This is a genomic window from Bradyrhizobium sp. USDA 4503, from assembly GCF_054055815.1.
The window spans coordinates 7,169,226-7,194,160 of sequence record NZ_JBSRXS010000001.1 but is presented as its reverse complement, the minus strand read 5'-3'; the positions used below and the strand labels follow the sequence as shown (position 1 = coordinate 7,194,160).

Sequence of the window (24,935 nt, the reverse complement as noted above, 5' to 3'; positions counted from 1 at the left end):
GGGGGTATATGAGACCTATGAGAGACGAGGTCAAGACATCCTGCTTAAAACGGCTCAAACGGATCGAAGGTCAGATCCGCGGATTGGCCGCCATGGTCGAGGACGACCGCTATTGCATCGACGTGGTGACGCAGATCGCGGCCGCGCGCGCGGCGCTGCGCCGCGTCGAGGAAGAGGTGCTGCGCGATCATGTGGCGCATTGCGTCGAGCATGCGATCTCGTCCGGCGACAAGGCCGACCAGCGGCGCAAGATCGCCGAGTTGATGGACGTGATCGGCCGTGCGGATAGGTGATCTAAGCGCCACCCCATACTCGATGTCGTCCCTGCGAAAGCAGGGACCCATAATCACAGGACGCCGGGATGGAGCGAGCTAGGCCACAGCTCGCTTCAACAACGCGACCCTGTGGTTATGGGTCCCGGGTCGCGCTTCGCTTGCCCGGGACGACGTGGGAAAGAGCGGCACCCGCACATTCAGCGTCGTCCCGGCCTTCGCCGGGACGACGTGGGGAAAAAGCTCTCTCGAAATCGATGCTCAGGTATTGAATCTGAAATGCATGACGTCGCCGTCGGCGACGACGTACTCCTTGCCTTCAAGCCGCAGCTTGCCGGCATCGCGCGCGCCGGCTTCGCCGTTGCCGGCGATGTAGTCGGCATAGGCGATGGTCTCGGCACGGATGAAGCCCTTCTCGAAATCGGTATGGATCACGCCGGCGGCAGCGGGCGCCTTGGTGCCGCGGTCGATGGTCCAGGCGCGGGCTTCCTTCGGGCCGACGGTGAAATAGGTGATGAGATCGAGCAGCCGGTAGCCGGCGCGGATCAGCCGATCGAGGCCGGCCTCTTCCAGACCCAGCGTCTCCAGGAAGTCAGTGCGTTCCTCACGCGACAACGTCGCGATTTCGGATTCGATCTTGGCCGAGATCACGACCGCGACCGCGCCCTCCTCCTTGGCGCGCTCGAACACTGCCTTGGAGAAATTGTTGCCGTCCTTGGCCGAGCCTTCCTCGACGTTGCAGACGTAGAGCACGGGCTTCGAGGTCAAGAGCCCGAGCATGCGGAACGCACGCTCCTCCTCCGGCTTGCGTTCCAGTCCGCGGGCAGGCTTGCCGTCGCGCAGCAACACCAGCGCGCGGTTGACCAGCTCGAGCTGCTCCTTGGCTTCCTTGTCGTTGCCCTTGGCCTTCTTCGAGAGGTTGTCGACGCGCTTCTCGAGGCTGTCGAGATCGGACAGCATCAGCTCGGTCTCGATGGTCTCGATGTCGGCGAGCGGCGCGATCTTGCCTTCGACATGGGTGATGTCGGAATCCTCGAAGCAGCGCACCACATGGGCGATGGCGTCGACCTCGCGGATGTTGGCGAGGAACTGGTTGCCGAGACCTTCGCCCTGCGACGCGCCGCGGACGAGGCCCGCGATGTCGACGAAGGTCAGCCGGGTCGGAATGATCTGCGCCGACTTCGCGACCGCCGCGAGCTTCTCCAGCCGCGGATCGGGCACCGCAACCTCGCCGACATTCGGCTCGATGGTGCAGAACGGATAGTTCGCCGCCTGGGCGGCCGCCGTCTCGGTCAGCGCATTGAACAGCGTCGACTTGCCGACGTTAGGCAGCCCGACGATCCCGCATTTGAATCCCATGTCTTCCTCAATAATCTCTGGTTCGTCATGGCGGGCTCGTGCCGATGACGAAAGGGAGATCAGGCCGGCTTCTCGCCGCCGTTCTCACCCTTGTCGAAAAATCCTTTGGCCTGCATCGTCAGATGCACCTTGTTGGCGAACGACGCGTCGTGCCCCGCAGCCAGCAGGCCGGCATTGTCGGCGACGGCCTGGCACAAGGCCTCCACCCACGCCCGGTCGCTCTTGGCGAAGTCCGACAGCACGTGGCTGTGCACGAGCTCCTTGACGCCGGGATGACCGATCCCGAGCCGCACCCGCCGATACTCGTTGCCGATATGCGCGGAGATCGAGCGCAGGCCGTTGTGGCCGGCGATCCCGCCGCCGATCTTGACCCGCACCTTGGCCGGCGGCAGTTCGAGCTCGTCCTGGAACACGGTGATGTCGGAGGGCGCGACCTTGAAGAAGTTCGCCGCTTCCTGCACCGCGCGCCCGGAGTCGTTCATGTAGGTGGTCGGCTTCAGCAGCACGACCTTCTCGCGATCGACGACGCCCTCGGAGGTCTCGCCCTGAAAGCGACGGCGCCATGGTCCGAAACCATGACGCCGTGCAATCTCATCGACCGCCAGGAAACCGATATTGTGCCGGTTGCTGGCGTATTTCGCGCCGGGATTACCGAGACCGACAAAGAGGCGCATGGCGCGGCATCCCGCGTCGGCGCGCCATCAGACGATCGCGCGCCGACCTGATCGATTACTTCTTCTTGTCGCCACCGGCGGGAGCCTTGGCACCCGCGGCCGGAGCCGCAGCACCCGCAGCCGGAGCCGCCGCAGCGGCCGGAGCTGCAGCACCCGCGGCCGGAGCAGCGCCACCGGCAGCAGCCGCAGCCGCAGCTTTCTGCTCTTCGGCGTAGCCGGACGGCGGCACGAGGGTGACCAGGGTCGCGTCCTCGCGGGTCAGCGACTTCACGCCCTTGGGCAGCTTGATGTCGGTGAGATGCAGCGAGTGGCTGATCTCGAGGCTGCCGACGTCGGCTTCGATGTATTGCGGAATGTTGTCGACCGCGCATTCGAGCTCGAGCGCGTGGGTGACGATGTTCACGGTGCCGCCGCGCTTGACGCCGGGGGCAGTTTCGGCGTTCACGACGTGCAGCGGCACGCTGACGCGGATGGTGGCGCCTTCGCCGAGCCGCATGAAGTCGACATGGACCGGGAAGTCCTTCACCGGGTCGAGGTGGTAGTCGCGCGGAATCACGCGATGCTTCTTGCCCTCGAGATCGATGTCGAACAGCGTGGTGAGGAACCGGCCCGCCAGGATGCGCTGGCGCAGTTCACGGTCGTCGACCGAGATGGTGACGGGGGGCTGGTTGTCTCCGTAGATCACTCCGGGAACTCTCCCGGCGCGACGCTCTGCCCGGGCGGCCCCCTTGCCGCTCTTCGGACGCGCGGTCGCCTTCAATTCCTTGACGGTCGCCATAGCGTTAAGTCCTTGTATTTAAAAAGTTAAAGGCCGCAGCGCGGCCCATGCTCAGGTCCACAGCAAGCCTCCAGGGGTGCGGGGGCCGCGGACGTGGCGGGCTTTTAGCCCCAAAGGGCCGAAATGACAAGGAAATGAAGGGATTTTTCTCGGGTTACCGAGCGAGGATCGTAGCCCGGATGGAGCGAAGCGAAATCCGGGACCACTGCCTCCGCGGGCCGGCCCCGGATTGCGCTTCGCTCCATCCGGGCTACGGGACTGCGCTCCGGGCCGTATCAGCCGGCCGTACCGCCGAGCTTGGCCTCCAGCGCCGCGATCCTCGCCTTCAGCGCCTCGTTCTCCTCGCGCGCCAGGCGGGCCATGTCCTTGACCGCGTCGAATTCCTCGCGCTTCACCACGTCGAGGTCGCGCAGGATCCGTTCCGCCTGGTTGCGCATGACCGTGTCGACCTCGCGCTTGACGCCCTGGGCGGCGCCCGCGGCATCGTTCATCAGACGGCCGATCTCATCGAAAAACCGGTTGCTGGTCTGGGTCATTTCGCAAAACTCTCCGCGTTCACTGCCTCGCGCCAAAGACAATGGCGATCTCAGCCATCCGGTTCAAGTCCGCCGCGAATGGCAGGCCTCCTGAGGCTTGCCTTGTCATGCTCCGGTTTCCTTGCAATCGTATGAACTCACAACAGAAATCGCACACATAACGCGAGCAGAAGCGCCATGATCGACCAGACCGTCGAGATCCCGACCAAGGACGGCAAGACCACCACCTTCATCACCCATCCCGAGCGCGGCGGCCCCTTCCCCGTCGTCATCTTCTACATGGACGCGCCGGCGATCCGCGAGGAGCTGCGCGACATGGCGCGCCGGCTCGGCACGTCAGGCTATTATGTGATGCTGCCCAATTTGTATTACCGCGCCGGCGTGATGGAGCTCGGCCCGATCAATCCCGATCCGGAATCGCCCGAGCGCAAGCGCATGTTCGAGCTGATGCACTCGCTCAACATCCCGCTGGTGATGGAAGACACCAAGGGCCTGCTCGCCTATGCCGAGACGCAGAAGGCCGCCAACACCAGGATCATCGGCACTGTCGGCTATTGCATGAGCGGCCGCTATGCGGTGAACGCGGCGACGCATTTCGGCGATCGCGTGAAGGCCGCCGCCTCGGTCTACGGCACGCATCTGGCGACCGACCAGCCCGACAGTCCGCATCTTGCCGCGCAAAAGACAAAGGCCGAACTCTATTTCGCCTGCGCCGAGACCGATATCTACGCGCCACAGGACATCATCGAGCAGGTGAAGGCCGGCATGAAGGGATCGAACAACGAGGTCGAGATCTATCCCGGCACGCATCACGGCTTTGCGTTCCCCAAGCGTCCGGTCTATGACCGCGACGCCGCCGAACGCCATTGGGAGCGGCTCCTCGCGCTTTACCGGCGCAACCTCGTGGGCTGAGCCTCAAGACGCACGATGCCGTTCCTGCTGATCGACTTTCCGGTGTTCAATCCCGTCGCGCTCTCGCTCGGGCCGATCGTGATCCGCTGGTATGCGCTGGCCTATATCGTCGGCATCGTGCTGGGCTGGATCTACGCCCGCTCGCTGATCAAGAAGGAACGGCTGTGGGGCGGCCCGGCGCCGATCACGATGCCGCAGCTCGACGATTTCATCCTCTGGGTCACCATCGGCATCATCGTCGGCGGCCGCACCGGCTATGTGCTGTTCTACAATTTGCCCTTCTTCATCGCGCATCCGGCCGAAATCCTCGAATTGTGGAAGGGCGGCATGTCGTTCCACGGCGGCTTCCTCGGCTGCGTCGCCGCGGTGATGCTGTTTGCCCGCCGCAACAACATCCCGATCCTGTCGCTCGGTGACATCACCACCGCGGTCGCGCCGATCGGGCTGTTCCTCGGCCGGCTTGCCAATTTCATCAACAGCGAATTATGGGGCCGTCACGCCGATCCGAGCCTGCCCTGGGCCATGATCTTCCCTAATGGCGGGCCGCTGCCGCGGCATCCGAGCCAGCTCTACGAGGCCGGGCTCGAGGGCATCGTGCTGTTCGCGGCGCTGGCGATCATGATCCGGATGGGTGCGCTCAAGCGTCCCGGCCTGATCCTCGGCAGCTTCATCACGATCTATGGCGTTGCCCGAATCATCGGCGAGCACTTCAGGGAGCCCGACCCGCAACTCGGATTCCTGTGGGGCGGACTAACCATGGGCATGCTGCTGTCGGTGCCAATGATCATCGTGGGCGTTATCATCATCACGGCCGCCGTCCGCCGCAGGGCGAACGGTCCGGCACCGAGTTCAACCTGAACAAGTTCAATCCAAAGCAAGTGCAATCCAAGGAAGGCCGTGAACGAACCCTCCCCGCTGCTGGATGAGATCAGGAAGCTGATCAAGCTGTCCGGGCCGATGCCTGTCTGGCGCTACATGGAATTGTGCCTGATGCATCCGCGGTACGGCTACTATCTGTCGCGTGATCCGCTCGGCCGCGAGGGCGATTTCACCACGGCGCCCGAGGTCAGCCAGATGTTCGGCGAACTGCTCGGGCTGTGGAGCGCCTCGATCTGGCGCGCGATCGGCTCGCCGGAGACGTTCCGCCTGATCGAGCTCGGGCCCGGCCGCGGCACCATGATGTCCGACGCGCTGCGTGCGCTGCGCGTGCTGCCGCCGCTCTACCAGTCGCTCAGCATCCACCTCGTCGAGGTCAACCCGGTGCTGCGCGAGAAGCAGTACGCCACGCTGACGGGCGTGCGCAACATCACCTGGCACGATAGCATCGACGACGTGCCCGAGGGACCGGCGGTGATCCTCGCCAACGAATATTTCGACGTGCTGCCGATCCACCAGATGGTCCGCCGCGAGACCGGCTGGCACGAGCGGACGGTCGGGATGGATGCCAATGGCAACCTGTATTTCGCGCCCGCGCCAGAGCCGACACCGCATTTCGAGGTGCTGCTGCCGCCGCTGGTGCGCGCCGCGCCACTCGGGGCAGTGTTCGAATGGCGGCCCGACAACGAGATCATGAAGCTCGCCACGCGGCTGCGCGACCAGGACGGCGCCGCGCTGATCATCGATTACGGCCATCTGCGCAGCGACGCCGGCGACACCTTCCAGGCGATCGCGCGCCACAGCTTCGCCGACCCGCTGAAGAACCCCGGACAGGCCGACGTGACCGCGCATGTCGATTTCCAGGCCCTGGCGCGGGCCGCCGAGGATGTCGGCGCGCGCGTCCACGGACCGGCGACGCAGGGCGACTTCCTCAAGCGTCTCGGCGTCGAGGCCCGTGCCGCCGGGCTGATGGCGAAAGCAAGCCCCGAAGTCTCCGCCGACGTTGCCGGTGCGCTGAAGCGGCTGACCGATTCCGGGCGCGGCGGGATGGGCTCGATGTTCAAGGTCATGGCCATCTCCGACCCGCGCCTCACCTCGATCGCCGGATTGAGCGATCAGCCTGACGAGACCGAACAATGACATTGGGATCACCGCTGCTGTCGGCCATTCCGGGCCTGCGCCATGCCTTCTTCTCGCGCGAGGGCGGCGTGTCGGAGGGCATCTATGCCGCGCTGAATGGCGGGCTCGGCTCGCGTGACGATCCAGCCAAGGTCGCGGAGAACCGGCGGCGGATGGCGGCGCAGCTCGGCGTGCCGCTCGATCACCTCGTCAGCGTGCATCAGGTTCACTCGCCTGACGTCGTGGCCGTGACCGGTCCATGGAATGGCGCCGCGCGCCCGAAGGCGGACGCGCTCGTCACCCGCACCGAGGGCCTTGCGATATCGGTCACGACGGCCGACTGCGGCCCAATCCTGTTCGTCGATCCCAATGCGCGGGTGATCGGCGCGGCGCATGCCGGCTGGAAGGGCGCGCTGACCGGCGTGCTGGAATCGACCATCGACGCGATGGAGAAGCTCGGCGCCGAGCGCGGCGGCATCGTCGCCGCCATCGGCCCGCTGATCCGCAAGGAATCCTACGAGGTCGGCAACGAATTCGTCGAACGCTTCATCGAGGCCGATGCGGAGAACGGCATGTTCTTCATGCCCGCCGAACGCGACGGACACGCGATGTTCGATCTTGCCGGCTTCATCCGCATGCGGCTGGAAAATGCCGGCGTGCTGATGATCGACGATCTCGGCATCGACACCTATTCCGACGAGCGCTGCTTCAGCTACCGCCGCTCCGTGCACCGCAAGGAAGCCGATTACGGCCGACTCGTTCACGCCATCGCGCTGGAAGGCTGACGCCGGGCATCCAACGCGTTTTCCCGCGAAGTGGATACCGGTTCGCGGTGAAGAAAACGCGTCAAGATAAAATCTGGCGATTTTTGTGCGACAAGCGTCTTGACTCTCCACCTGCTGGAGACCGGACAAGCGGCGCATGACACAACGCACCTACAGCATCGGCGAGGCGGCACGGCTCAGCGGAATTTCCGTCCGCAAGCTCCGCTTCTATTCGGACCAGGGGTTGCTGCCGCCGGCCGGCCGCACCGCGAGCGGCTATCGCGTCTTCACCGACGACGAACTGGTTCGCCTCGACCTGATCCGCTGTCTGCGCGATGCGGGGCTCGGTCTCGATGCTATCCGCGAGGTCCTGACCAAGGAACTCTCGCTGGTCGAGGCGCTGCAGCTTCGCCTCGAGACGCTGGAAGCGGAGATCGCGGCACAGCGCCGCGTCGCCTCGGCCCTGCGGGCTGCGTTGCGTTCACCGCAACTCACCGAAGCAGACTTGAGGAGATTTTTGACCATGACGCAGCTGTCCCGCGCCGAGCGCCGCAACGTCGTCGAACGCTTTTTCGAGAAGGTGTCCGACGGTATCAACATCGACCGGAAATGGATCCGGCAGATGATCGAGACCAGCGTGCCCGAATTGCCCGACGAGCCGACGCCCGAGCAGTGCGATGCCTGGATCGAGCTTTCGGAGATGCTCAACGACCCTTCCCTCGTCGCCAACATCCGCGCCAACGCGGAGGACGTCTGGAATCACCACGTGCTGGATCTCACCGCCTGGCAAGCGGCCAACGAAACCGTGCTGGCGAGAGCCAAGGAGATTATCGCGACCGACCTCGGCCCGACGTCGGAGGTGGGCCAGGCGCTGGCCCGCGACTGGCTGGAAACATCGGCGCGATTGCTGAAGCGAAAACCTGATCTGGAATTCCGCAACTGGATCCGCGGCAAATATGCCCTGCACGACGCCCGTGCGGCGCGCTATTGGGAGCTCGTCGCCATCATGCGCGGGCAATCGCCGGACGCGAGCCCGAACCGCGAATGGGCCTGGATCACTGCAGCCATGCGGCACCATCTCTCTGACTGAGCAGGGAAATCCGAAACCTCGCGGCGCGCCGCCCGGATCGGTTAAGCGCTGTGGCCGTCCTGCCCTAGACGTTAAGCCGTTTTAACGATATCGCAGGACGCAATGAGGGAAGCGTCGAACCGCCAGTTTCAAACTGGGACAGCCGTGCGTGCCGCGATCGCATGCTCGTGGCTCGCGATCGCGTGCGCGCTTGGCGGCTGCGCGGCCGGCGGCAACGTGGCCGATTCCTACGCCATGGCCACGCCGGCAAGCAGCGGCGCAACGGTTGCGTTCGAATCGATCGACGGCCCGCCGCCCCAGGTGTTCGACCGCATGGTCGGCGTGCTCGACAGCGAGTCCAAGCTGCGCAGCCTGTCGATCGTGTCGCGCCAGGGCGCTGCCGCCTATCGCGTGCGCAGCTATCTGTCGGCTCAGGTGGTGCGCGGCCGCACCATGATCGCGTGGGTGTGGGACGTCTACGACAGCAACCAGCAACGCGCGCTGCGGCTCTCCGGCGAGGAGCCCGCCGGCAAGGCCGGCCGCGACGCGTGGGCCGCCGCCGACGACCTGGTGCTGCGCAAGATCGCCCAGGCCGGCCTCAGCGGCCTGTCCGGCATGATCAATGGCGGCCCGGCGGACGGCTCCGCGCCCGCCCCGGCACCGGACCTCCGCGGGCCCACGGTGGCAAGCGCCCCGGCCGCCGCCGCGCCCGAGACCGTGGCGCTCGGCTATTCCGCCGACTAAACCCCGTTATCGCCCGGGGAAATGCGTTTTTTGCCCAGGAAAACGGCGGCCAAGCCCGGCTAATGGGTTGCCATCGGATGCGCCTGCCTGATATTCCCTCGCGCACCGAAAACCCGCCGGTTCTGTAAGGACTTGAGATGCTGAACGTCGTATCCAGCAAGGCGCGGGGGGAAGCATCGATGTCGGCAAAGAACGGATCAATCAAACTCGTCGCCGGCAACTCCAATCCTGCGCTGGCGCAGGACATCGCCAAGGGACTTGGCATCGAACTGACCAAGGCCGTGGTCCGGCGCTTCGCCGACATGGAGATCTTCGTCGAGATCCAGGAGAACGTCCGCGGCTCGGACATGTTCATCCTGCAGTCGACGTCGTTTCCGGCCAACGACAATCTGATGGAACTGTTGATCATCACCGACGCGCTGCGCCGCTCCTCGGCGCGCCGCATCACCGCGGTGGTGCCCTATTTCGGTTATGCCAGGCAGGATCGCAGGTCCGGCTCGCGTACGCCGATCTCGGCCAAGCTGGTCGCCAACCTGATCTCGCACGCCGGCGTCGACCGCGTCATGACGCTCGACCTGCATGCCGGCCAGATCCAGGGCTTCTTCGACATCCCGACCGACAACCTGTTCGCGGCGCCCCTGATGGTGCGCGACATCAAAGAAAAGTTCGACCTCGCCAAGGTGATGGTGGTGTCGCCCGACGTCGGCGGCGTGGCGCGTGCCCGCGGCCTCGCCAAGCGCATCAACACCCCGCTCGCCATCGTCGACAAGCGCCGCGAGCGCCCCGGCGAGTCCGAGGTGATGAACGTGATCGGCGACGTCGCCGGCTACAACTGCATCCTGGTCGACGACATCGTCGATTCCGGCGGCACTCTGGTGAATGCGGCCGAGGCGCTGATCGCGCACGGCGCCAAGGAAGTCTCGGCCTACATCACCCACGGCGTGCTGTCCGGCGGCGCCGCCGCGCGCATCGCCTCGTCGCGTCTGAAGGAACTGGTCATCACCGACTCGATCCTGCCGACGGAAGCCGTCAACAAGGCACCGAACATCCGCCAGATCTCGATCGCCGGACTGATTGCCGAAGCGATCGGCCGCACCGCGGCGGAAGAGTCGGTTTCCAGCCTGTTCGATTAAGCCCCACTGTCGTCCCGGCGAAAGCCGGGATCCATAACCACAGGCCTCCATTGTGGAGAGCCACTGTGGCCCCAGCTTTCGTGACAACAAACATTCGTGGTTATGGGTCCCTGCCTTCGCAGGGACGACACCAAGTATGTGGCGCCAGACGCGTTAGAACCCCGGCCGTGGAACGTGGCTCATCAGCGTCCGCGCATAGCCGCCATCGACGATGATCTCCTCACCATTGACGTATGACGAGCGGTCGCTGGCTAGGAACAGGGTCGCGTCCGCCATGTCCTGCGGTGCTCCGATCCGGCGCATCGGCACCACGGCGGTGCGCCGCTCGGTGACCCCTGGCGTGTCGTAGAAGGCCTGGCTCATCGGCGTCACGACAAGGCCGGGGCTCACCACATTGCTGCGGATGCCATGCGGCCCCCATTCGGCGGCGAGTTGCTGCGAGAGCATGACGACCGCGGCCTTGCTGACGCTGTAGGCGCCGCTCTGCCCCTGCGCATTGCTGGCAGCGATCGAGGCGACGTGGATGAGGCTGCCGCGTCCGGCCTTGCGCATCTGGTGGCCGAACGCCTGGGCGCAGATGAAATAGCCGGTGAGATTGACCGCCAGCACCGCATTCCACTCCGCGAGCGGCAGCGTGTCGAGCCCGCCCGGGCGCAGCACCGCCGCGGTGTTGACGAGGATGTCGCAAGCGCCGAGCGTGCGCGCGACGGCGTCGGCGGCTGCCGCGACATTGTCCTCGCTGGTCGTGTCGCAGGTCGCGACGAGATGACCGTCGCCGAACTCGCCAAGCTTTGCCTTGGTCTCCGCGAGGGTGCGCTCGTCGCGATCGAGCGCGGCGACCCTGGCGCCGGCCCGCGCGAAACTGACCGCGGTAGCGCGGCCGATACCGCCGCCTCCGCCGGTGACGACGGCAACGCGGCCCGACAGCCCGAGCCAGTCGGAGGAATGTTGTTCGGTCATGGGGCGCCTCCCGCGCGTTTTGGTTTTATGCCGCAAGCATAACCGAACGCGCCGCGGGCGAGAGCGATCCCGGCACGCATGCCGGAATCGCTTTTCCGCCGATGCTAGCCGGGAATCCCCGCCGCGACCTGGCCGCGCAGACGCTCGAGGCTGAGCAGCGTGTTGGCGCAGGCTTCCGCGACCTCGATCCCCTTGATGACGAAGTGCTTGCGGAAGAACTCGTAATGCACCTCGGTCTCGTGGAATTGCTGCGGCGTCAGCACCGCCGAGAACACCGGCACCTCGGTGCGCAATTGCACATCCATCAACGCCTTGATCACGGTGTCGGCGACGAATTCGTGGCGGTAGATGCCGCCATCGACGACGAGCCCGGCCGCGACGATCGCGGTGTAGCGGCGGGTCTTCGCCAGCAGCTGGGCATGCAGCGGGATCTCGAACGAGCCCGGCACCTCGAACACATCGACATTGGTGATGTGCCTCGCCTCGATCTCCTTCAGGAAGGAGATGCGGCACTCTTCCACCACGTCCCGATGCCAGGACGACTGTACGAAGGCAACACGCTGCGGCTTTGCGAAGTGCGGATGCTCCGGCGTCGGCGGAATGGCCGGCGTATCGGGAGCGCTTTCTGCCTGGGGGGTTTGGACTTGAGAAGCTTGAACGTCTTGGTCTTGCAACATCTGATTCATGGCTTTCCTCTTTCAGGACCAGAATCAGGGCACACGGACAACGACACGAGCCCACGCGAAAATCGCGTTGGCTGCCGCAACCGTTCTCTTTCATCCGGACTGTAACCGTCGGCTTCGGAATTGCACCGAATCTGCTGACCCTTCTCCCGGCTTCGCGGAGGAAGGCGCTCGCGGGCTTGGGCTCATCACCCTTACCGCCGGTGGGGATTTTCACCCCGCCCTGAGAACTCGGCACGCCCGGGATGGACGTGCCTGAGACGAAATATGACCAAAGCGCGACAGCCGGGCAAGGCCTTTGGCATGGGGAAACGGCATGTCCCCATGAGCACGTTGCGGCTCTGCGAGGTTGATGCGAGGGCCCGACAGCTGATTCACAGGCGCGGCGAAGCGCCGGCAAATGGTTAACAAAGCGTTACGCAAACGCTTAGATTCCGATTTGTTCTCAAAATCACAGATGTGGCGGAGATCAGCTGTGGACGATGCGCGCTTTGGCTGTGGACGGACTCGGCGTGCGGTTGCGCGGATTCCGCAAATCACATCACTTCATCGGCGTCAGGTCCAGGGGCATCCGGAAGCCCGCATCAGGAACTGCACTCGGCCACGACGCAGTATGTCGCAAGTGCCGGCTTCCGTGTGCGTATCAAGCGATCATAAGAACAAGGTCCGAGACGGCATGTCCCTCCTCGAAAGCATTATCGATTCCCGGAATAACCCGCTTGCGGTGGTCGAAGATATCGCCACCGACAACAACTGGGCGTTCGAGCGTTCCGGCGAAGACGAGGTGACGATCGTCTCCAAGGGAGACTGGATCGATTATCAGCTCTCGTTCACCTGGATGGGCGAGATCGAGGCGCTGCATCTCGCCTGCGCCTTCGACATGAAGATGCCGCAGGCGCGCCGCGCCGAGGTGCAGCGGCTGGTCGCCGCGATCAACGAACAATTGTGGGTCGGCCATTTCGATCTGTGGACCCACACCGGCATGGTGATGCACCGTCAGGCGCTGGTGCTGCCCGGCGGCCTCACCGCCTCCACCGCGCAGTGCGAGGCCATGGTGGTCAACGCAATCCACGCCTGCGAGCGCTACTACCCGGCGTTCCAGTTCGTGGTGTGGGCCGGCAAGTCGACCGCCGAGGCGATGGCCGCGGCGATGTTCGATACCGAGGGCGAGGCGTAAGGGTTTCGCTCCAGCGCTCCCACACGCTCGGTGTCGTCCCGGCGAAGGCCGGGACCCATATTCCGCGGCCCCTGGGCTTAAGCAAACTGCTTGTGGCTGATCGCGTGCCTCACTAGAACCGCCTGTGGTTATGGGTCCCGGCCTTCGCCGGGACGACGTGAGAGTTTGCGGAGTCACCTGTGAGCACATCCAGCAGCGCACTGACGAATACTTCCGGCACCATCGCGCTCGCGGGCGCGGGCAAGATGGGCGGCGCCATGCTGACCGGCTGGCTCGCGCAGGGCCTTGCACCCGAGCGCGTCGCGGTGATCGACCCGCATCTCTCGCCGGAGATTTCCGCGCTTGCCGCAAAGGGCGTGCGGCTCAATCCGCAGGCGAAGGATCTCGGCACGGTCGACACGCTTGTCGTCGCGGTGAAGCCGCAATCGTTCCGCGACGCCGGCGCCGCACTGAAATCCTTCGTCGGTCCCTCGACACTCGTCGTCTCGATCATGGCCGGCACGACCATGTCAGCGCTGGAAGAGGTTGTCGGCGGCGCGGTGGTGCGCGCGATGCCGAACACGCCGGCAGCGATCGGCCGCGGCATCACCGTCGCTGTACCGTCGAAGCGCGTCACCGCCGCGCAGCGCGCGATGACCGATGCGCTGCTGAAAGCGACCGGGCTCGTCGAATGGGTCGACGATGAGAGCCTGATGGACGCGGTGACCGCGGTCTCCGGCTCGGGCCCTGCCTATGTGTTCCTGCTCGCCGAGGAGCTGGCGCGCGCCGGCGTTGCGGCCGGCCTGCCCGAGCAGCTTGCGACCACGCTGGCGCGGGCGACCATCGCCGGCTCCGGCGAATTGCTGCATCGCTCGGATCTGCCGTCGGCGACCCTGCGGCAGAACGTCACCTCGCCCGGCGGCACCACCGCCGCGGCGCTCGAGGTGCTGATGGCCAATGACGGCATGCAGCCACTGATGACCCGCGCGATTGCCGCCGCGGCAAGGCGCTCAAGGGAATTGGCGAAGTAGCGCATGCACCGTCATTGCCGGGCTTGACCCGGCAATCCATCGAACAAGGACGCTTTCTTCCTTGATGGATGCGCGGGTCAGGCCCGCGCATGACGAGTTCGCCGGACCAACGACACAGGCCGCCTACTGCGCCGAACCCGACGTCCCGGCCAGCCGCTTGTTGAAGCTTTCGACATTGATCAGACCGCGGGCGTGGCGGCCTTCGCCGAGCTTGCGCGTGCCCTCAAAGGCCTCGACCTCGAAGCGGATCACGCGGCGCTCGACCGCGATCACTTTGGAGGTCGTCCGCACGGTGGCGCCGACCAGCGCGGCGGCGAGATGGCGGATATCGACCTCGGTCCCGACCGTGACCCAGCCGGGCTGCAGCGCGGCGCGAATGGCATCGCCCGACGCCATCTCCATTTCGAGGATCATCATCGGCGTCGCATAGACCATCGGCATGCCCGGCACGAAATGCCCGACGGTGCGCTCCGGCGGCACCACGAGCATGCGCTCGGCGCTCATGCCGATCCTGATGAAGTCGCGTGCGTCCATGGATGCCTTGCTCGTCATTCCGGGGCACGCGAAGCGTGAACCCGGAATCTGGAGATTTTGATCGAGATCCCCGGCTCGCGCTAATGCGCGCCCCGCGATGACGCGCTTTCGCGCGTCACTTCTTCGCCGCAGCCGCGCGCTCGACGAACGACTTGCCGCCCTTCATCTTGTGATGCAGCGGCGCTTCGTTGATCTGGATCACGACCGCGTCGGCATCGACGCCGAGATTCTTCACCAGCGCCTGGGTGATGTCGCGCATCATGCCGAGCTTCTGCTCGTCGGTGCGGCCGGCGGCCATGCTCACGGTGATCTCAGGCATTGTTGCTCTCCCTCTTGTTGTCGCCATGGCCGGGCTCCTCCCGGTCATTCACGTCGCCGCGCATCAAACAAGAGGTGGATGCCCGGCACAAGGCCGGGCATGACGTCACAAGCGAATGGCTATCCCCACGCCACGTCATGCCGCGCCAGGACCTCGCGGACCCTGACGACCAGATCGGCCTCCGCGCAGGAGAACTGCGCCGGACGCGTCTCACGCCATTCCTGGTTGGAGGCGATCGCAGCTGCGGCCTTGGCGCCTTCGATCAAATCCTTGATCTGCACCTCGCCGCGCGCCTTCTCGTCCGAGCCCTGGATGATCACGCAGGGCGAGTTGCGGCGATCGGCATATTTGAGCTGGTTGCCCATGTTCTTCGGATTGCCGAGATAGAGCTCGGCGCGGATGCCGGCCTGGCGCAACTGCGCGACCATCTTCTGGTAGTCGGCGACACGATCGCGGTCGAACACGGTGACGACGACAGGGCCGAACTCGGCCCGCGTGTCGAGCTCGCCGAGCATCGTCAGCGCCGCCTGCAGGCGCGACACCCCGATCGAGAAGCCCGTTGCCGGCACCGGCTCGCCGCGGAAGCGCGAGACCAGGCCGTCATAGCGGCCACCGCCACCGACCGAGCCGAATCGCACCGGGCGCCCCTTCTCGTCCTTGGTGTCGAGCAGCAGCTCAACCTCGTAGACCGGGCCGGTGTAGTATTCGAGGCCGCGAACAACGGTGGGATCGATGCGGATGCGATCCGCGCCATAGCCGGACGCCGCGACCAGCTTGGCGATCTCCTCGAGCTCGCTCACGCCGGCCTGACCAACTTCGCTCTTCGCCAGATAGGTCTCCGCCGCAGCAATCGCCTCTCGCCAATCGTCGCGCTGCTGCGTGACGGCCAGGACGATATCGGCATCCGCGGGGCTCAGGTCGGCGCCCTTGGTAAAGTCGCCCTTGCCTTCTTCGCCGCCATCCCATCGTCCGGGACCAAGCAGCTTGCGAACCTCGTCGGCGGGAAATTTGTCCAGCTTGTCGATCGCGCGCAGCACCGTGAGACGGCGGCCCGCATTCTCCTCACCGCCGAGGCCGATCGCCTCGAGCACGCCGTCGAGCACCTTGCGGTTGTTCACCTTCACGACATAGGAGCCGCGCGGAATGCCGAGCGCTTCCATCGTGTCGGCCGCCATCATGCAAATCTCGGCGTCGGCCGCCGGCGTCGCCGAGCCGACCGTGTCGGCGTCGAACTGCATGAACTGGCGGAAGCGGCCGGGACCGGGCTTCTCGTTGCGGAAGACATAGCCAAACCGATACGACCGATAAGGCTTCGGCAGCGCGTCGAAGTTTTCCGCGACGTAGCGCGCCAGCGGCGCGGTGAGGTCGTAGCGCAGCGAGATCCACTGCTCGTCATCGTCCTGGAACGAGAACACGCCCTCGTTGGGACGGTCCTGGTCGGGCAGGAACTTGCCGAGCGCGTCGGTGTATTCCATCGCCGGCGTCTCCACCGGCTCGAAGCCGTAGAGCTCGTAGACGGCGCGGATCTTCTCGACCATCGCCCGCGTGGCATTGATCGCGGCCGGGCCGCGATCTTCCAGCCCGCGCGGCAGGCGCGCCTTCAGTTTCTGGGGTTTCTTGGGTTTCTCGGCCATGTCATGCGCTGCAAGGTCTGTAAGCCGCGGTAGCTTACAAATAGAACGCCGGGTTACCAGCCGAGGCGGCGCGGAGCAAGGTATCCGGCCGCTCTTACCTCGCCCCGCTTGCGGGGAGAGGTCGGAATTCAAGCGTAGCTTGAATTCCGGGTGAGGGGGACTCTCCGCGAGCCCCAATGTAGAGGAAGCCCCTCACCCCACCCTCTCCCCGCAAGCGCGGGGCGAGGGAGTCGGAGAGCGTGCCTACCTTACGTCCGCCAAACCGCCAGTCAGGCGACGTTCCTGATCCAGTTATGCGGGTCGTTGGTGCGACCGTACTGGATGTCGACCAGCTTCTTGCGCAGGCCCATGGCGACCGGGCCGGCCACGCCGCCGCTGATCTGGAAGTCGCCGCTCGCCGAGCACACCTTGCCGATCGGCGAAATGACGGCCGCGGTGCCGCAGGCGAACGCCTCCTTCAGCTTGCCGCTGGCGGCGTCAGCGCGCCATTGCTGGATCGTATAGGGCTCCTCGCGCACGCGCGTGCCGGCATCCTTGGCAAGCGCGATGATCGAGTCGCGGGTGATGCCGGGCAGGATGGTGCCGAGCGGCGGCGTCAGCAGCGAGCCGTCGTCGAATGCGAAGAACACGTTCATGCCGCCGAGCTCCTCGATGTAGCGGCGCTCGACCGCATCGAGGAACACGACCTGGTCGCAGCCCCGTTCGATCGCCTCGGCCTGCGCGCGCAGGCTGGCGGCGTAGTTGCCGCCGCACTTGACGGCGCCGGTGCCGCCGATCGCGGCGCGCGTGTAATTCTCCGACACCCAGATCGACACCGGCGCAGGGCCGCCCTTGAAATAGGAGCCGACCGGCGAGGCGATGACCGAGAAGATGTATTCGGCCGACGGCTTCACGCCGAGGAAGACCTCGCTCGCGATCATGAAGGGCCGCAGATAGAGACTGCCCTCGCCGCCCGGGATCCAGGCGCGATCGATCCGCACCAGCTGCTCGACTGCATCGATGAACAAATTCTCGGGCAACGGCGCCATCGCCATGCGCTCGGCCGAATCATGGAAGCGGCGGGCATTGGCGTCCGGCCGAAACAGGTTCACGCCGCCGTCGTCGCGCTTGTAGGCCTTGAGGCCTTCGAAAATTTCCTGGGCGTAGTGCAGCACCGCGCCGGCCGGATCGAGCGGAAAATTCGCGCGGGCCTCGACGCGGGCGCTGTGCCAGCCCTTGCCCTGGCTGTAGCGGACGATCGCCATGTGATCGGTAAAGACCCGGCCGAAGCCGGGGTCCACGAGCTTCGCCGCGCGATCCTTGTCGGACGTCGCATTCGGCGAAGGCTGGATGTCAAATTTCAAAGTCATTTTTCTTGCTTTCCGCTGTCGGAACCGGCGCGATACCCGGCGCCGGCCTGTTTCCCCCGGAGCCATCAGGCTCGGCTGGCCCGAACTTCACCACCGCCGGCCACGCCGCCGGCTTCCATCGCCAACATGCCGTTTAGACATGCTTTTGCGGAATGCTGAAGTCCAGTATGTTTGCCGAAATGCCGCTCGACAATCGCACGGTAGTCCAATTTGCGGCCCAAACCGCCTCGCAGGCTCGTTCAGGCCGCCTGAAACGCTGTCGAGGACAAAACGACCTAATGTTTCGTCGTGACAGGCAGTTTTGTAACATTGAACCCAAGATACGTCAATATGACTGACATAAATTTCTCAGGCATGGCTGCCAAGCCCGATTCGCAGGGAGACGACAACGCCCCGGCGGCGGGGGCGCGCGACCTGCGCTGGGATATCATCGAGCTGTTGTTCTTCGCCTACCGCGACTTTGTCGGCGATGCCGACCAGGAGCTGGAGGCGTTCGGCTTCGGCCGCGCCCACCACCGCGTCATCCACTTCGTTACCCGCTATCCGGGGCTGAAGGTCGCCGACCTGCTCGACGTCCTGCGCATCACCAAGCAGTCGCTCGGGCGCGTGCTCAAGCAGCTCCTGGACGAGGGCTATATCGTGCAGAAGACCGGCAACAACGACCGCCGGCAGCGCCTGCTCTACGCCACACCGAAGGGCGAAGCGCTGGTCGCCAAGCTCGCGGGGCTGCAGACCGACCGCATCAACCGCGCGGTCGCCGGCATCGATCCGGCCGGCGTCGAGACGGTTCGCCAATTCCTCCGCGCGATGATCGACCGCGACGATCCCGACAAGGTGCTCGAAGCGATCTTCGGCGGCGGCAGGAAAACGAGGGAGTGAGCTGGTGCAGGCTGCAACCATGATGCGCGCGCCGGTCGAGCCGGCCGACGACGCGCCGCATCTTCTGCTGGTCGACGACGACCGCCGCATTCGCGACCTGTTGTCGCGCTTTCTCTCCGGCGAAGGCTACCGGGTCACGACGGCAATGAGCGCCACCGATGCGCGCGCCAAGCTGCTCGGGCTGCATTTCGACCTGCTGATCCTCGACGTGATGATGCCCGGCGAGAACGGCTTCGACCTCGCCCGCTTCATCCGCAGCTCCTCGACGGTGCCGATCATCATGCTGACCGCCCGCCACGAGGCGGAAGCCCGCATCGAGGGCCTGCAGATCGGCGCCGACGATTATGTCGCCAAGCCATTCGAGCCGCGCGAGCTGGTACTCCGGATCGGCAATATCCTCAAGCGCACCGCGCCGCCGCAGGTCGCGGTCGTCGAGCAGATCGCGTTCGGCCCCTATATTTTCCACATCGAGCGCAGCGAACTGCGTCAGGGCGAGGAGATCATCCACCTCACCGATCGCGAGCGCGAGATGCTGCGCATCCTCGCCAGCGCGCCCGGCGAGACCGTGCCGCGCGCCGAGTTGACCTCCGGCGGCACCGTCAACGAACGCGCGGTCGACGTGCAGATCAACCGCCTGCGCCGCAAGATCGAGCACGATCCTGCCAATCCGCTGTTTCTGCAGGCGGTGCGCGGCATCGGCTATCGCCTGGTGGCTTCGCCCTGAGCATGACCCAGAAAGTAGCCCGCATGAGCGAAGCGATATGCGGGGTTGGCAAGCCCCGGATATCGCTTCGCTCATCCGGGCTACGAAATCCCATCGCTCTATAAGTATCGAACATGAGCACGCTCGACTCCGGCCTGACCCTGATCCGCAACGCCTCGCAGCGCGTCTCGAAGGCGAACGGCTGGATGGGCAATGCGTTCAAGAGCTGGATGCCGACCGGCCTCTATGCCCGCGCGCTGTTGATCATGATCGTGCCGATGGTGATCCTGCAGACCGTGGTAGCGTTCGTGTTCATGGAGCGGCACTGGAACACGGTGACGCGGCGCCTGTCGGCCGCGGTGGTGTCCGATATTGCCGCGCTGATCGACGTCTACAAGAGCTACCCGCAGGACAAGGACCGCGCGCAGCTTCGCCGCATCGCCCAGAAACTGCAGCTGGTGGTCGACTTCCTTCCCGCCGGCGACATGCCGCCGCCGGGGCCGAAGCCGTTCTTCTCGCTGCTCGACCAGACGCTGTCGGTGCAGCTCGGCCGCCAGATCAGCCGCCCGTTCTGGATCGACACCGTCGGTAAATCCAATTTGGTCGAGATCCGCGTGCAGCTCGACGATTCGGTGATGCGGATCTTCGCCCAGCGCAGCGCGGCCTACGCCTCCAATTCGGAGATCTTCATCTTCTGGATGCTCGGCACCTCGACGATCCTCCTGATCGTCGCCGTGCTGTTCCTGCGCAACCAGATCAAGCCGATCCTGCGGCTCGCCGACGCCGCCGAAAGTTTCGGCAAGGGCCGCGAGGCGCCGAACTTCCGGCCACGCGGCGCGCGCGAGGTGCGGCGCGCGGCGCAGGCCTTCATCGAGATGAAGGCGCGCGTCGAACGTTCGATCGAGCAGCGCACCGCGATGCTCGCCGGTGTATCGCATGATCTGCGCACCATCCTGACCCGGTTCAAGCTCGAGCTTGCCCTGATCGGCGAAGGCCCCGAGATCGACGCGATGCGTAAGGACGTCGACGAGATGTCGATGATGCTGGAGGACTACCTTGCCTTCGCGCGCGGCGATTCCGGCGAGGTCGCGCAGCCGACCGACATGGCGTTGGCGCTGGAGGAATTGCGCAGCGACGCCGAGCGCCACGGCCACACCGCAACCGTTGCATTCCACGGCCTGCCCGTCGTCACGGTGAAGCCGGCCTCGTTCAAGCGCTGTCTCGCCAACCTCGTCTCCAACGCGGCGCGCCACGCCAACACGATCTCGATCACCGGCCATCGCGACCATCGCTATCTCAACGTCACGGTCGACGACGACGGGCCGGGCATCCCCGCCGACATGCGCGAGGAAGTGTTCAAGCCGTTCCTGCGGCTCGACGATGCCCGCAACCAGGACGAAGGCGGCACCGGGCTCGGGCTTGCGATCGCCCGCGACATCGCCCGCTCGCATGGCGGAGACATCATGCTCAGCGAAAGTCCGATGGGCGGCCTGCGCGCCGTCGTGCGGGTGCCGGTGTAACCTACCAGCGGTAGGATAAGGTGCCGATGACCTGTCGCCGTTCGCCGGCATAACAGTAACCGGACTGGCAGGTCTGGTAGTGCGTATCGAACAGATTGGTGGCGTTGACGCGCATCGTGGCGCCGAGGAAGCGGCGGTCCAGCTTGCCCAGATCGTAATCGATCACCGCGTCGAACAACGTCGTCGCAGCGTTCTGGAACGTGTTCTGGTCGTTGCCGAAGTTCGTGCCGATATAACGCACGCCGAGACCAAGCCCGAGGCCTTCGACGGGCACGCCGGACTGGAACGTATACTTGCCGAAGGCGGCGAAGGAATTCCCCGGAATGCCGGAGAACTCATTGCCGGTCGTATCGGGATTGCCCTGCGTGATCACGACGTTGAGATGGGTGTAGGCGGCGGTGAGATCAAATCCCTGCTTGAGCGCGAGCTTCGCCTCGAGCTCCACACCCTTGGATTCGACCTGCCCGGTCGCTGCCTGGAATGCCATGTTGTTCGGATCGGTACGCAGCACATTGTCCTGCGTGATGTCGAACACCGCGGCGGTCAACAGCACCGGAACGTTCGGCATCTGGTACTTGATGCCCACTTCCTTCTGCTCGCCGGTGGTCGGCCTGAACGGCAATCCGGATGCGTCGACGCCGACCTGCGGGGCGAATGCCGTCGCGTAGCTGATATAGGGCGCAATGCCGTTGTCGAAGACGTAGCTCAGGCCCGCACGGCCCGTGAAGGCGGTCGCCTTCTGCGTTGACGGCACGCCGTCGAGACCCGCGGTCGTGGTCTGCGACACCCAGCTCTGGCGGCCGTTGAGCGTCAGAATAAAGGCTCCGAGCTTGGCCTGCTCCTGCGCATAGACACCGACCTCGTCGGTCGACTGCTTGTTGAAGATCGAGAATGCCGGCGTCGCGATGGCCTGGGCGCCGTAGTTCATGGTCAGGAGATTGAGATCGGGCGCCGGGCCGTAACCGATCTTGTCGTTGTAGTAGGAGTGACCGTAGTCGACGCCGAACAGCACGGTATTCTTGATCGCGCCGAGCATGAACTTGGCCTCGGCCTGATTGTCGAGCGTCACCGTGTTGAAGCTGTCCAGGATCCGCCACGCGGACCGCGACGCCAGATTGGTGCTGCTGTCGATTGAATCGATCTGGGTGTATTTCGCGTCGACGTCGACCTGGTAGAAGCGGAAGTTCTGCCGCACCGTCCACACGTCGTCGACATTGTGCTCGAACGCGTAGCCGATGCGATATTGCTTCTGATCCATCGCGCTGAACGCCGGATCATTCGAATAGATGTTGGTCAACTGTCCGTCAGGCGTGCGGAAGTTGCCGATGCTCGCGGCGGTTCGGCTGCTTTGATATTCGCTCAGGATGGTGAAGGACGTGTCGGCGTCGGGCCGCCAGGTCAGCGCCGGCGCGATATAGGCGCGATCGTCGTCGTTGCCGGGGTACCAGGTCTTTGCGTCGCGAAGCAGGCCCGTCAGCCGGTAGTACAGCTGATCGCTGCCGGGCACCGGACCACCGACATCGAAACTGCCCTGGTAACGGTCGTAGGTGCCGCCCTGCAGCTGCACCTCACCGAATGCCGTCAACGGCGGCCGCTTGGTCGTGACATCCACGATGCCTCCCGGAGAGCCGAGGCCATAGAGGCCCGAGGCTGGTCCGCGGAGGATCGACACGCTGTCGAGACCGTAGGGTTCGATCTTGGGAATTGCGAAGTTGCCGCCGCCCTGGCGCAGGCCGTCGCGATAGATCCCTGTATAGGTCGCGTCGAAGCCACGGATGTAGAAACTATCGAACCTTGGATCATAGCCGAACGCCGTGGTCGTCACGCCGGGCGTGTAGCTGACGGCGTCCTTGAGCGTCTGAACGTTGCGATCCCTTAGCTCCTTTTGCGTGACGACCGAAAGCGACTGCGGCGTTTCGATCAGCGCTGTGCTGGTCTTGGTGCCGGCCGTGCTCGCGGTTGCGACGTACCCCGTGGTCGTACCGATCGCGCCTCCTGTGCCTTGCGACCGCGGAGCCTGGCTCCGGGCGGGCGCCGCGGCACTGCGGCGCCGGTTCGCCGCGACCGCGCGCGAAGTCCTGGTGTTCTGGCTTGAAACGACGGCACCGCGCTTCCTTGCGGCGCCAGGTTCATCCACCGTCACTGCGGGAAGTTCGCTGACATTGCTCTGCGGAGGACTTGTCTGCGCCTGAGCGCTGGCGACGTCTGCACCCATTGGCACAAGTATGACCGAACCGAGTAGCGCCGCATTGATCGCAGCCGTTGATGCGAGCAAGCCGCGCTTGCTCCGCAACGAAGCCATTCCCACCGAACAAATCCCCACATTGCCTTACGCCGACATCGATCGAGTCGCGTTTGCGACAAGGCCGACATCGATTGGGGCGGACTTCTATCGGCGGGATGATCGAAATTCCACACGCGCAAAATAGAATCGATGGAAGCAGCAACGAAGCGCAACACTGGAGTGATTCAAGATGCGCATCACTGGAACGATTCAAAACGACATGTTGGCGCGTCAGGCTTTCGACACGACGAATGCGATGCGCGTCGTCTCTCGCAGAGAGTCTCTCGAACGCGAGGTACGCGGCGATCATTCAATGACGTTGCATCCCGTCGACGTCATCACGCGCCGAGGAGCACACGAACGCGGTGAACCGTCATCTCCGCGCAAAGGCTATCGCTTTTCGTGGCGGCGTGCTCGTGGCCATCCTTCGAGACGCCCGCCATTCGGCGGGCTCCTCAGGATGAGGTCTTGTTCTGCGGCACAATAGTAGACCCTCATGGTGAGGAGCGCCTCTTGCGGCGCGTCTCGAACCACGAGGCCAAGCACTTGCGCGGTCGCCAAGGGGCATATGCGATAGCCCTGGTGACGGGAAGTATCGGATGGATTGCACATCGCCTCAGCGCAAGATTGCTTTGCAATTTTGTCGCGAGCTACTCGAAGTGATGGTGGTGCAAGCTGCGCAGCCTCTCAGCATGCGAGGCGATGCATTCGGGCGCCCGGCAACAGCCGGATGCGCTGCGCGCTACTTCTGCTTGGGCATGAGGCCCTTCAGCTTTTCCATGTCCTTGACGTTCATCTTCATGCCGCCGGGCATGATGATGTCGCCGGCCTTCTGGTCGCTCTTGCAGGCGCCGAGCCATTTCGCCTCGATGGTCATCGTGGTGTCGCGCGAGCCGGCCGCGCCGCCCTCGGCATGCGAGGTGCTCTTCACCGTGTAGGCGGAATTGAAATCGCCGACGATCTCGGCATGGCTCTGCATCGTCATGCCGGCGACGCTGCAGACGCTGTCGCTGACATAGCCGGTCGCGGTCTTCTTGATATCCTGCTTCGAGCAGACTTCCTTGGCCATCGGCGAGGCCGCCGCGCTCATCTCCTTGTCGGTGGTCTCGTCGGTGCAGTGCTGCATGGTGATTTCGGGCATCGGCCCGCCGGTGCGCACCATCTTCATCTCCCACAGACCGGCCTTGCGGATCGGCAGGTCGACGGCACTTGCGGCGCCAGCGGACAGGACAAGGCACACAGCCGAACCAAGCAAGGCAAGCTGTCGGGTCATGCGGTCGGCTCCCGGCTGAACGATCGAAAGATCCGGTGCGCGCTCAGTAGAGCGTGCGCAGCGGCCTCTGGGCTGCGCCATAGGGCACCCAGCGACAGGCGAAAGAGATGTAGCCGCCCGGATAGTTCTGCATCGCAAGGAACTTAACCACCTTGCCGTAGGAGGCGCAGTGATCGACTGCGAGTTGCCGGGCGTCGCTCTGGGTCGCCAGCGTATAGGCGATGATACCGCCGGTATCATTGCCCTTGAACGGCGGTACCGGCTGCATCCAATCCGCCCGCGCCGGCACAACGGCCAGCATCCCGCAAACGGCAACCAGGCACGCGGCCAATTTCCTTCGCATCGCAGACTCCATTTCGCTTCGAGCCAACATA

At 64.9% G+C, this 24,935-nt stretch carries 26 protein-coding genes and 1 riboswitch; of the genes, 13 read left to right on the top strand and 13 right to left on the bottom strand.

Annotation, left to right across the window (positions count from 1 at the left end; all coding sequences use genetic code 11):
- The first annotated feature begins 17 nt into the window (after positions 1–17).
- Entirely contained in the window at positions 18–293 is a 276-nt protein-coding gene (locus tag ACVMIH_RS34295; RefSeq protein WP_018269815.1) for a metal-sensitive transcriptional regulator, read from the top strand.
- 240 nt (positions 294–533) lie between these two features.
- Here the strand turns inward: ACVMIH_RS34295 and ychF are convergent, their stop codons facing one another.
- The 4 genes from ychF to ACVMIH_RS34275 all read right to left on the bottom strand — a co-directional run bounded on the left by ychF (position 534) and on the right by ACVMIH_RS34275 (position 3,619).
- Positions 534–1,631 carry a redox-regulated ATPase YchF gene (gene ychF / locus ACVMIH_RS34290; RefSeq protein ID WP_057016605.1) on the bottom strand — a complete coding sequence of 366 codons (1,098 nt, stop codon included), beginning with the start codon at positions 1,629–1,631 and terminating at the stop codon, positions 534–536.
- A 59-nt stretch (positions 1,632–1,690) separates the two neighbouring features.
- Positions 1,691–2,305 carry an aminoacyl-tRNA hydrolase gene (pth, locus tag ACVMIH_RS34285; RefSeq protein WP_456853129.1) on the bottom strand — a complete coding sequence of 205 codons (615 nt, stop codon included), beginning with the start codon at positions 2,303–2,305 and terminating at the stop codon, positions 1,691–1,693.
- Between the two features lie 55 nt (positions 2,306–2,360).
- A complete protein-coding gene (locus ACVMIH_RS34280; protein ID WP_168856580.1) occupies positions 2,361–3,083 on the bottom strand; it encodes a 50S ribosomal protein L25/general stress protein Ctc in 723 nt (240 codons plus the stop codon).
- A 275-nt stretch (positions 3,084–3,358) separates the two neighbouring features.
- Positions 3,359–3,619, bottom strand: a complete 261-nt coding sequence (locus ACVMIH_RS34275) for an accessory factor UbiK family protein (protein WP_050384261.1) — start codon at positions 3,617–3,619, stop codon at positions 3,359–3,361.
- Between the two features lie 177 nt (positions 3,620–3,796).
- On the opposite strand from ACVMIH_RS34275, the gene ACVMIH_RS34270 reads away from it, so the two are divergent.
- The 7 genes from ACVMIH_RS34270 (at position 3,797) to ACVMIH_RS34240 (ending at position 10,236) form a co-directional block, all read left to right on the top strand.
- Positions 3,797–4,531, top strand: coding sequence for a dienelactone hydrolase family protein (locus ACVMIH_RS34270; protein ID WP_168856578.1), 735 nt, complete (start codon positions 3,797–3,799; stop codon positions 4,529–4,531).
- A gap of 15 nt (positions 4,532–4,546) precedes the next feature.
- Positions 4,547–5,389 carry a prolipoprotein diacylglyceryl transferase gene (gene lgt / locus ACVMIH_RS34265; RefSeq protein WP_229193255.1) on the top strand — a complete coding sequence of 281 codons (843 nt, stop codon included), beginning with the start codon at positions 4,547–4,549 and terminating at the stop codon, positions 5,387–5,389.
- A 99-nt stretch (positions 5,390–5,488) separates the two neighbouring features.
- Positions 5,489–6,547 carry a class I SAM-dependent methyltransferase gene (locus tag ACVMIH_RS34260; RefSeq protein WP_168856587.1) on the top strand — a complete coding sequence of 353 codons (1,059 nt, stop codon included), beginning with the start codon at positions 5,489–5,491 and terminating at the stop codon, positions 6,545–6,547.
- Positions 6,544–7,311, top strand: a complete 768-nt coding sequence (gene pgeF, locus ACVMIH_RS34255; RefSeq protein ID WP_076825521.1) for a peptidoglycan editing factor PgeF — start codon at positions 6,544–6,546, stop codon at positions 7,309–7,311. The genes ACVMIH_RS34260 and pgeF overlap by 4 nt, the downstream gene beginning before the upstream one ends.
- A 136-nt stretch (positions 7,312–7,447) precedes the next feature.
- Entirely contained in the window at positions 7,448–8,380 is a 933-nt protein-coding gene (locus tag ACVMIH_RS34250; RefSeq protein ID WP_057016611.1) for a MerR family transcriptional regulator, read from the top strand.
- A gap of 102 nt (positions 8,381–8,482) precedes the next feature.
- On the top strand, positions 8,483–9,103 hold the full coding sequence (locus ACVMIH_RS34245) for a hypothetical protein (RefSeq protein ID WP_456853131.1): 621 nt from the start codon (positions 8,483–8,485) through the stop codon (positions 9,101–9,103).
- A 179-nt stretch (positions 9,104–9,282) separates the two neighbouring features.
- Positions 9,283–10,236 (top strand): ribose-phosphate pyrophosphokinase, encoded by a 954-nt coding sequence (locus ACVMIH_RS34240; RefSeq protein ID WP_028344316.1) that lies wholly within the window; start codon positions 9,283–9,285, stop codon positions 10,234–10,236.
- A gap of 153 nt (positions 10,237–10,389) precedes the next feature.
- Here the strand turns inward: ACVMIH_RS34240 and ACVMIH_RS34235 are convergent, their stop codons facing one another.
- Positions 10,390–11,196: an SDR family NAD(P)-dependent oxidoreductase gene (locus tag ACVMIH_RS34235; RefSeq protein WP_057016613.1), complete on the bottom strand. Its 807-nt coding sequence runs from the start codon at positions 11,194–11,196 to the stop codon at positions 10,390–10,392.
- A gap of 104 nt (positions 11,197–11,300) precedes the next feature.
- Positions 11,301–11,882 carry a 6,7-dimethyl-8-ribityllumazine synthase gene (locus tag ACVMIH_RS34230; protein ID WP_057016614.1) on the bottom strand — a complete coding sequence of 194 codons (582 nt, stop codon included), beginning with the start codon at positions 11,880–11,882 and terminating at the stop codon, positions 11,301–11,303.
- Positions 11,883–11,960: 78 nt separating this feature from the next.
- Positions 11,961–12,114, bottom strand: a riboswitch (FMN riboswitch).
- A gap of 441 nt (positions 12,115–12,555) precedes the next feature.
- On the opposite strand from ACVMIH_RS34230, the gene ACVMIH_RS34225 reads away from it, so the two are divergent.
- Together ACVMIH_RS34225 and proC are read left to right on the top strand one after the other, a co-directional pair.
- Entirely contained in the window at positions 12,556–13,056 is a 501-nt protein-coding gene (locus tag ACVMIH_RS34225; RefSeq protein ID WP_016844492.1) for a type III secretion system chaperone family protein, read from the top strand.
- A gap of 179 nt (positions 13,057–13,235) precedes the next feature.
- Positions 13,236–14,066: a pyrroline-5-carboxylate reductase gene (proC, locus tag ACVMIH_RS34220; RefSeq protein WP_057016615.1), complete on the top strand. Its 831-nt coding sequence runs from the start codon at positions 13,236–13,238 to the stop codon at positions 14,064–14,066.
- 123 nt (positions 14,067–14,189) lie between these two features.
- On the opposite strand, the gene ACVMIH_RS34215 is transcribed toward proC, so the two are convergent.
- The 4 genes from ACVMIH_RS34215 to ACVMIH_RS34200 all read right to left on the bottom strand — a co-directional run bounded on the left by ACVMIH_RS34215 (position 14,190) and on the right by ACVMIH_RS34200 (position 17,902).
- Positions 14,190–14,600, bottom strand: coding sequence for a thioesterase family protein (locus tag ACVMIH_RS34215; RefSeq protein WP_057016658.1), 411 nt, complete (start codon positions 14,598–14,600; stop codon positions 14,190–14,192).
- Positions 14,601–14,715: 115 nt separating this feature from the next.
- Positions 14,716–14,919, bottom strand: a complete 204-nt coding sequence (locus ACVMIH_RS34210; RefSeq protein ID WP_018269806.1) for a tautomerase family protein — start codon at positions 14,917–14,919, stop codon at positions 14,716–14,718.
- A gap of 119 nt (positions 14,920–15,038) precedes the next feature.
- A complete protein-coding gene (gene hisS, locus ACVMIH_RS34205) occupies positions 15,039–16,553 on the bottom strand; it encodes a histidine--tRNA ligase (protein WP_057016616.1) in 1,515 nt (504 codons plus the stop codon).
- A 269-nt stretch (positions 16,554–16,822) separates the two neighbouring features.
- Entirely contained in the window at positions 16,823–17,902 is a 1,080-nt protein-coding gene (locus ACVMIH_RS34200) for a branched-chain amino acid aminotransferase (protein ID WP_168856574.1), read from the bottom strand.
- 330 nt (positions 17,903–18,232) lie between these two features.
- Here ACVMIH_RS34200 and ACVMIH_RS34195 point away from each other — a divergent pair, with 330 nt between their 5' ends.
- From ACVMIH_RS34195 to ACVMIH_RS34185, 3 genes are all read left to right on the top strand, one after another.
- Positions 18,233–18,781: a MarR family winged helix-turn-helix transcriptional regulator gene (locus ACVMIH_RS34195; protein WP_038375766.1), complete on the top strand. Its 549-nt coding sequence runs from the start codon at positions 18,233–18,235 to the stop codon at positions 18,779–18,781.
- Positions 18,782–18,800: 19 nt separating this feature from the next.
- Complete coding sequence (locus ACVMIH_RS34190) at positions 18,801–19,505, top strand: response regulator (RefSeq protein WP_038377300.1); 705 nt, start codon at positions 18,801–18,803, stop codon at positions 19,503–19,505.
- 113 nt (positions 19,506–19,618) lie between these two features.
- Positions 19,619–21,004, top strand: a complete 1,386-nt coding sequence (locus ACVMIH_RS34185) for an ATP-binding protein (protein WP_028333083.1) — start codon at positions 19,619–19,621, stop codon at positions 21,002–21,004.
- Position 21,005: 1 nt separating this feature from the next.
- On the opposite strand, the gene ACVMIH_RS34180 is transcribed toward ACVMIH_RS34185, so the two are convergent.
- The 3 genes from ACVMIH_RS34180 to ACVMIH_RS34170 form a co-directional block, all read right to left on the bottom strand.
- Positions 21,006–23,141, bottom strand: coding sequence for a TonB-dependent siderophore receptor (locus ACVMIH_RS34180; RefSeq protein WP_456864778.1), 2,136 nt, complete (start codon positions 23,139–23,141; stop codon positions 21,006–21,008).
- A gap of 889 nt (positions 23,142–24,030) precedes the next feature.
- Positions 24,031–24,561, bottom strand: coding sequence for a DUF3617 domain-containing protein (locus tag ACVMIH_RS34175; RefSeq protein ID WP_057016619.1), 531 nt, complete (start codon positions 24,559–24,561; stop codon positions 24,031–24,033).
- Positions 24,562–24,604: 43 nt separating this feature from the next.
- Positions 24,605–24,904 carry a hypothetical protein gene (locus ACVMIH_RS34170; protein WP_028341043.1) on the bottom strand — a complete coding sequence of 100 codons (300 nt, stop codon included), beginning with the start codon at positions 24,902–24,904 and terminating at the stop codon, positions 24,605–24,607.
- Positions 24,905–24,935 lie beyond the last annotated feature (31 nt).

Bases quoted from the DNA above. Each gene is read 5' to 3' on its own strand.
- ACVMIH_RS34295 (WP_018269815.1), top strand. From the start codon at position 18: ATGAGAGACGAGGTCAAGACATCCTGCTTAAAACGGCTCAAACGGATC.
- ychF (WP_057016605.1), bottom strand. From the start codon at position 1,631: ATGGGATTCAAATGCGGGATCGTCGGGCTGCCTAACGTCGGCAAGTCG.
- pth (WP_456853129.1), bottom strand. From the start codon at position 2,305: ATGCGCCTCTTTGTCGGTCTCGGTAATCCCGGCGCGAAATACGCCAGC.
- ACVMIH_RS34280 (WP_168856580.1), bottom strand. From the start codon at position 3,083: ATGGCGACCGTCAAGGAATTGAAGGCGACCGCGCGTCCGAAGAGCGGC.
- ACVMIH_RS34275 (WP_050384261.1), bottom strand. From the start codon at position 3,619: ATGACCCAGACCAGCAACCGGTTTTTCGATGAGATCGGCCGTCTGATG.
- ACVMIH_RS34270 (WP_168856578.1), top strand. From the start codon at position 3,797: ATGATCGACCAGACCGTCGAGATCCCGACCAAGGACGGCAAGACCACC.
- lgt (WP_229193255.1), top strand. From the start codon at position 4,547: ATGCCGTTCCTGCTGATCGACTTTCCGGTGTTCAATCCCGTCGCGCTC.
- ACVMIH_RS34260 (WP_168856587.1), top strand. From the start codon at position 5,489: ATGCCTGTCTGGCGCTACATGGAATTGTGCCTGATGCATCCGCGGTAC.
- pgeF (WP_076825521.1), top strand. From the start codon at position 6,544: ATGACATTGGGATCACCGCTGCTGTCGGCCATTCCGGGCCTGCGCCAT.
- ACVMIH_RS34250 (WP_057016611.1), top strand. From the start codon at position 7,448: ATGACACAACGCACCTACAGCATCGGCGAGGCGGCACGGCTCAGCGGA.
- ACVMIH_RS34245 (WP_456853131.1), top strand. From the start codon at position 8,483: ATGAGGGAAGCGTCGAACCGCCAGTTTCAAACTGGGACAGCCGTGCGT.
- ACVMIH_RS34240 (WP_028344316.1), top strand. From the start codon at position 9,283: ATGTCGGCAAAGAACGGATCAATCAAACTCGTCGCCGGCAACTCCAAT.
- ACVMIH_RS34235 (WP_057016613.1), bottom strand. From the start codon at position 11,196: ATGACCGAACAACATTCCTCCGACTGGCTCGGGCTGTCGGGCCGCGTT.
- ACVMIH_RS34230 (WP_057016614.1), bottom strand. From the start codon at position 11,882: ATGAATCAGATGTTGCAAGACCAAGACGTTCAAGCTTCTCAAGTCCAA.
- ACVMIH_RS34225 (WP_016844492.1), top strand. From the start codon at position 12,556: ATGTCCCTCCTCGAAAGCATTATCGATTCCCGGAATAACCCGCTTGCG.
- ACVMIH_RS34215 (WP_057016658.1), bottom strand. From the start codon at position 14,600: ATGGACGCACGCGACTTCATCAGGATCGGCATGAGCGCCGAGCGCATG.
- ACVMIH_RS34210 (WP_018269806.1), bottom strand. From the start codon at position 14,919: ATGCCTGAGATCACCGTGAGCATGGCCGCCGGCCGCACCGACGAGCAG.
- hisS (WP_057016616.1), bottom strand. From the start codon at position 16,553: ATGGCCGAGAAACCCAAGAAACCCCAGAAACTGAAGGCGCGCCTGCCG.
- ACVMIH_RS34200 (WP_168856574.1), bottom strand. From the start codon at position 17,902: ATGACTTTGAAATTTGACATCCAGCCTTCGCCGAATGCGACGTCCGAC.
- ACVMIH_RS34195 (WP_038375766.1), top strand. From the start codon at position 18,233: ATGACTGACATAAATTTCTCAGGCATGGCTGCCAAGCCCGATTCGCAG.
- ACVMIH_RS34190 (WP_038377300.1), top strand. From the start codon at position 18,801: ATGATGCGCGCGCCGGTCGAGCCGGCCGACGACGCGCCGCATCTTCTG.
- ACVMIH_RS34185 (WP_028333083.1), top strand. From the start codon at position 19,619: ATGAGCACGCTCGACTCCGGCCTGACCCTGATCCGCAACGCCTCGCAG.
- ACVMIH_RS34175 (WP_057016619.1), bottom strand. From the start codon at position 24,561: ATGACCCGACAGCTTGCCTTGCTTGGTTCGGCTGTGTGCCTTGTCCTG.
- ACVMIH_RS34170 (WP_028341043.1), bottom strand. From the start codon at position 24,904: ATGCGAAGGAAATTGGCCGCGTGCCTGGTTGCCGTTTGCGGGATGCTG.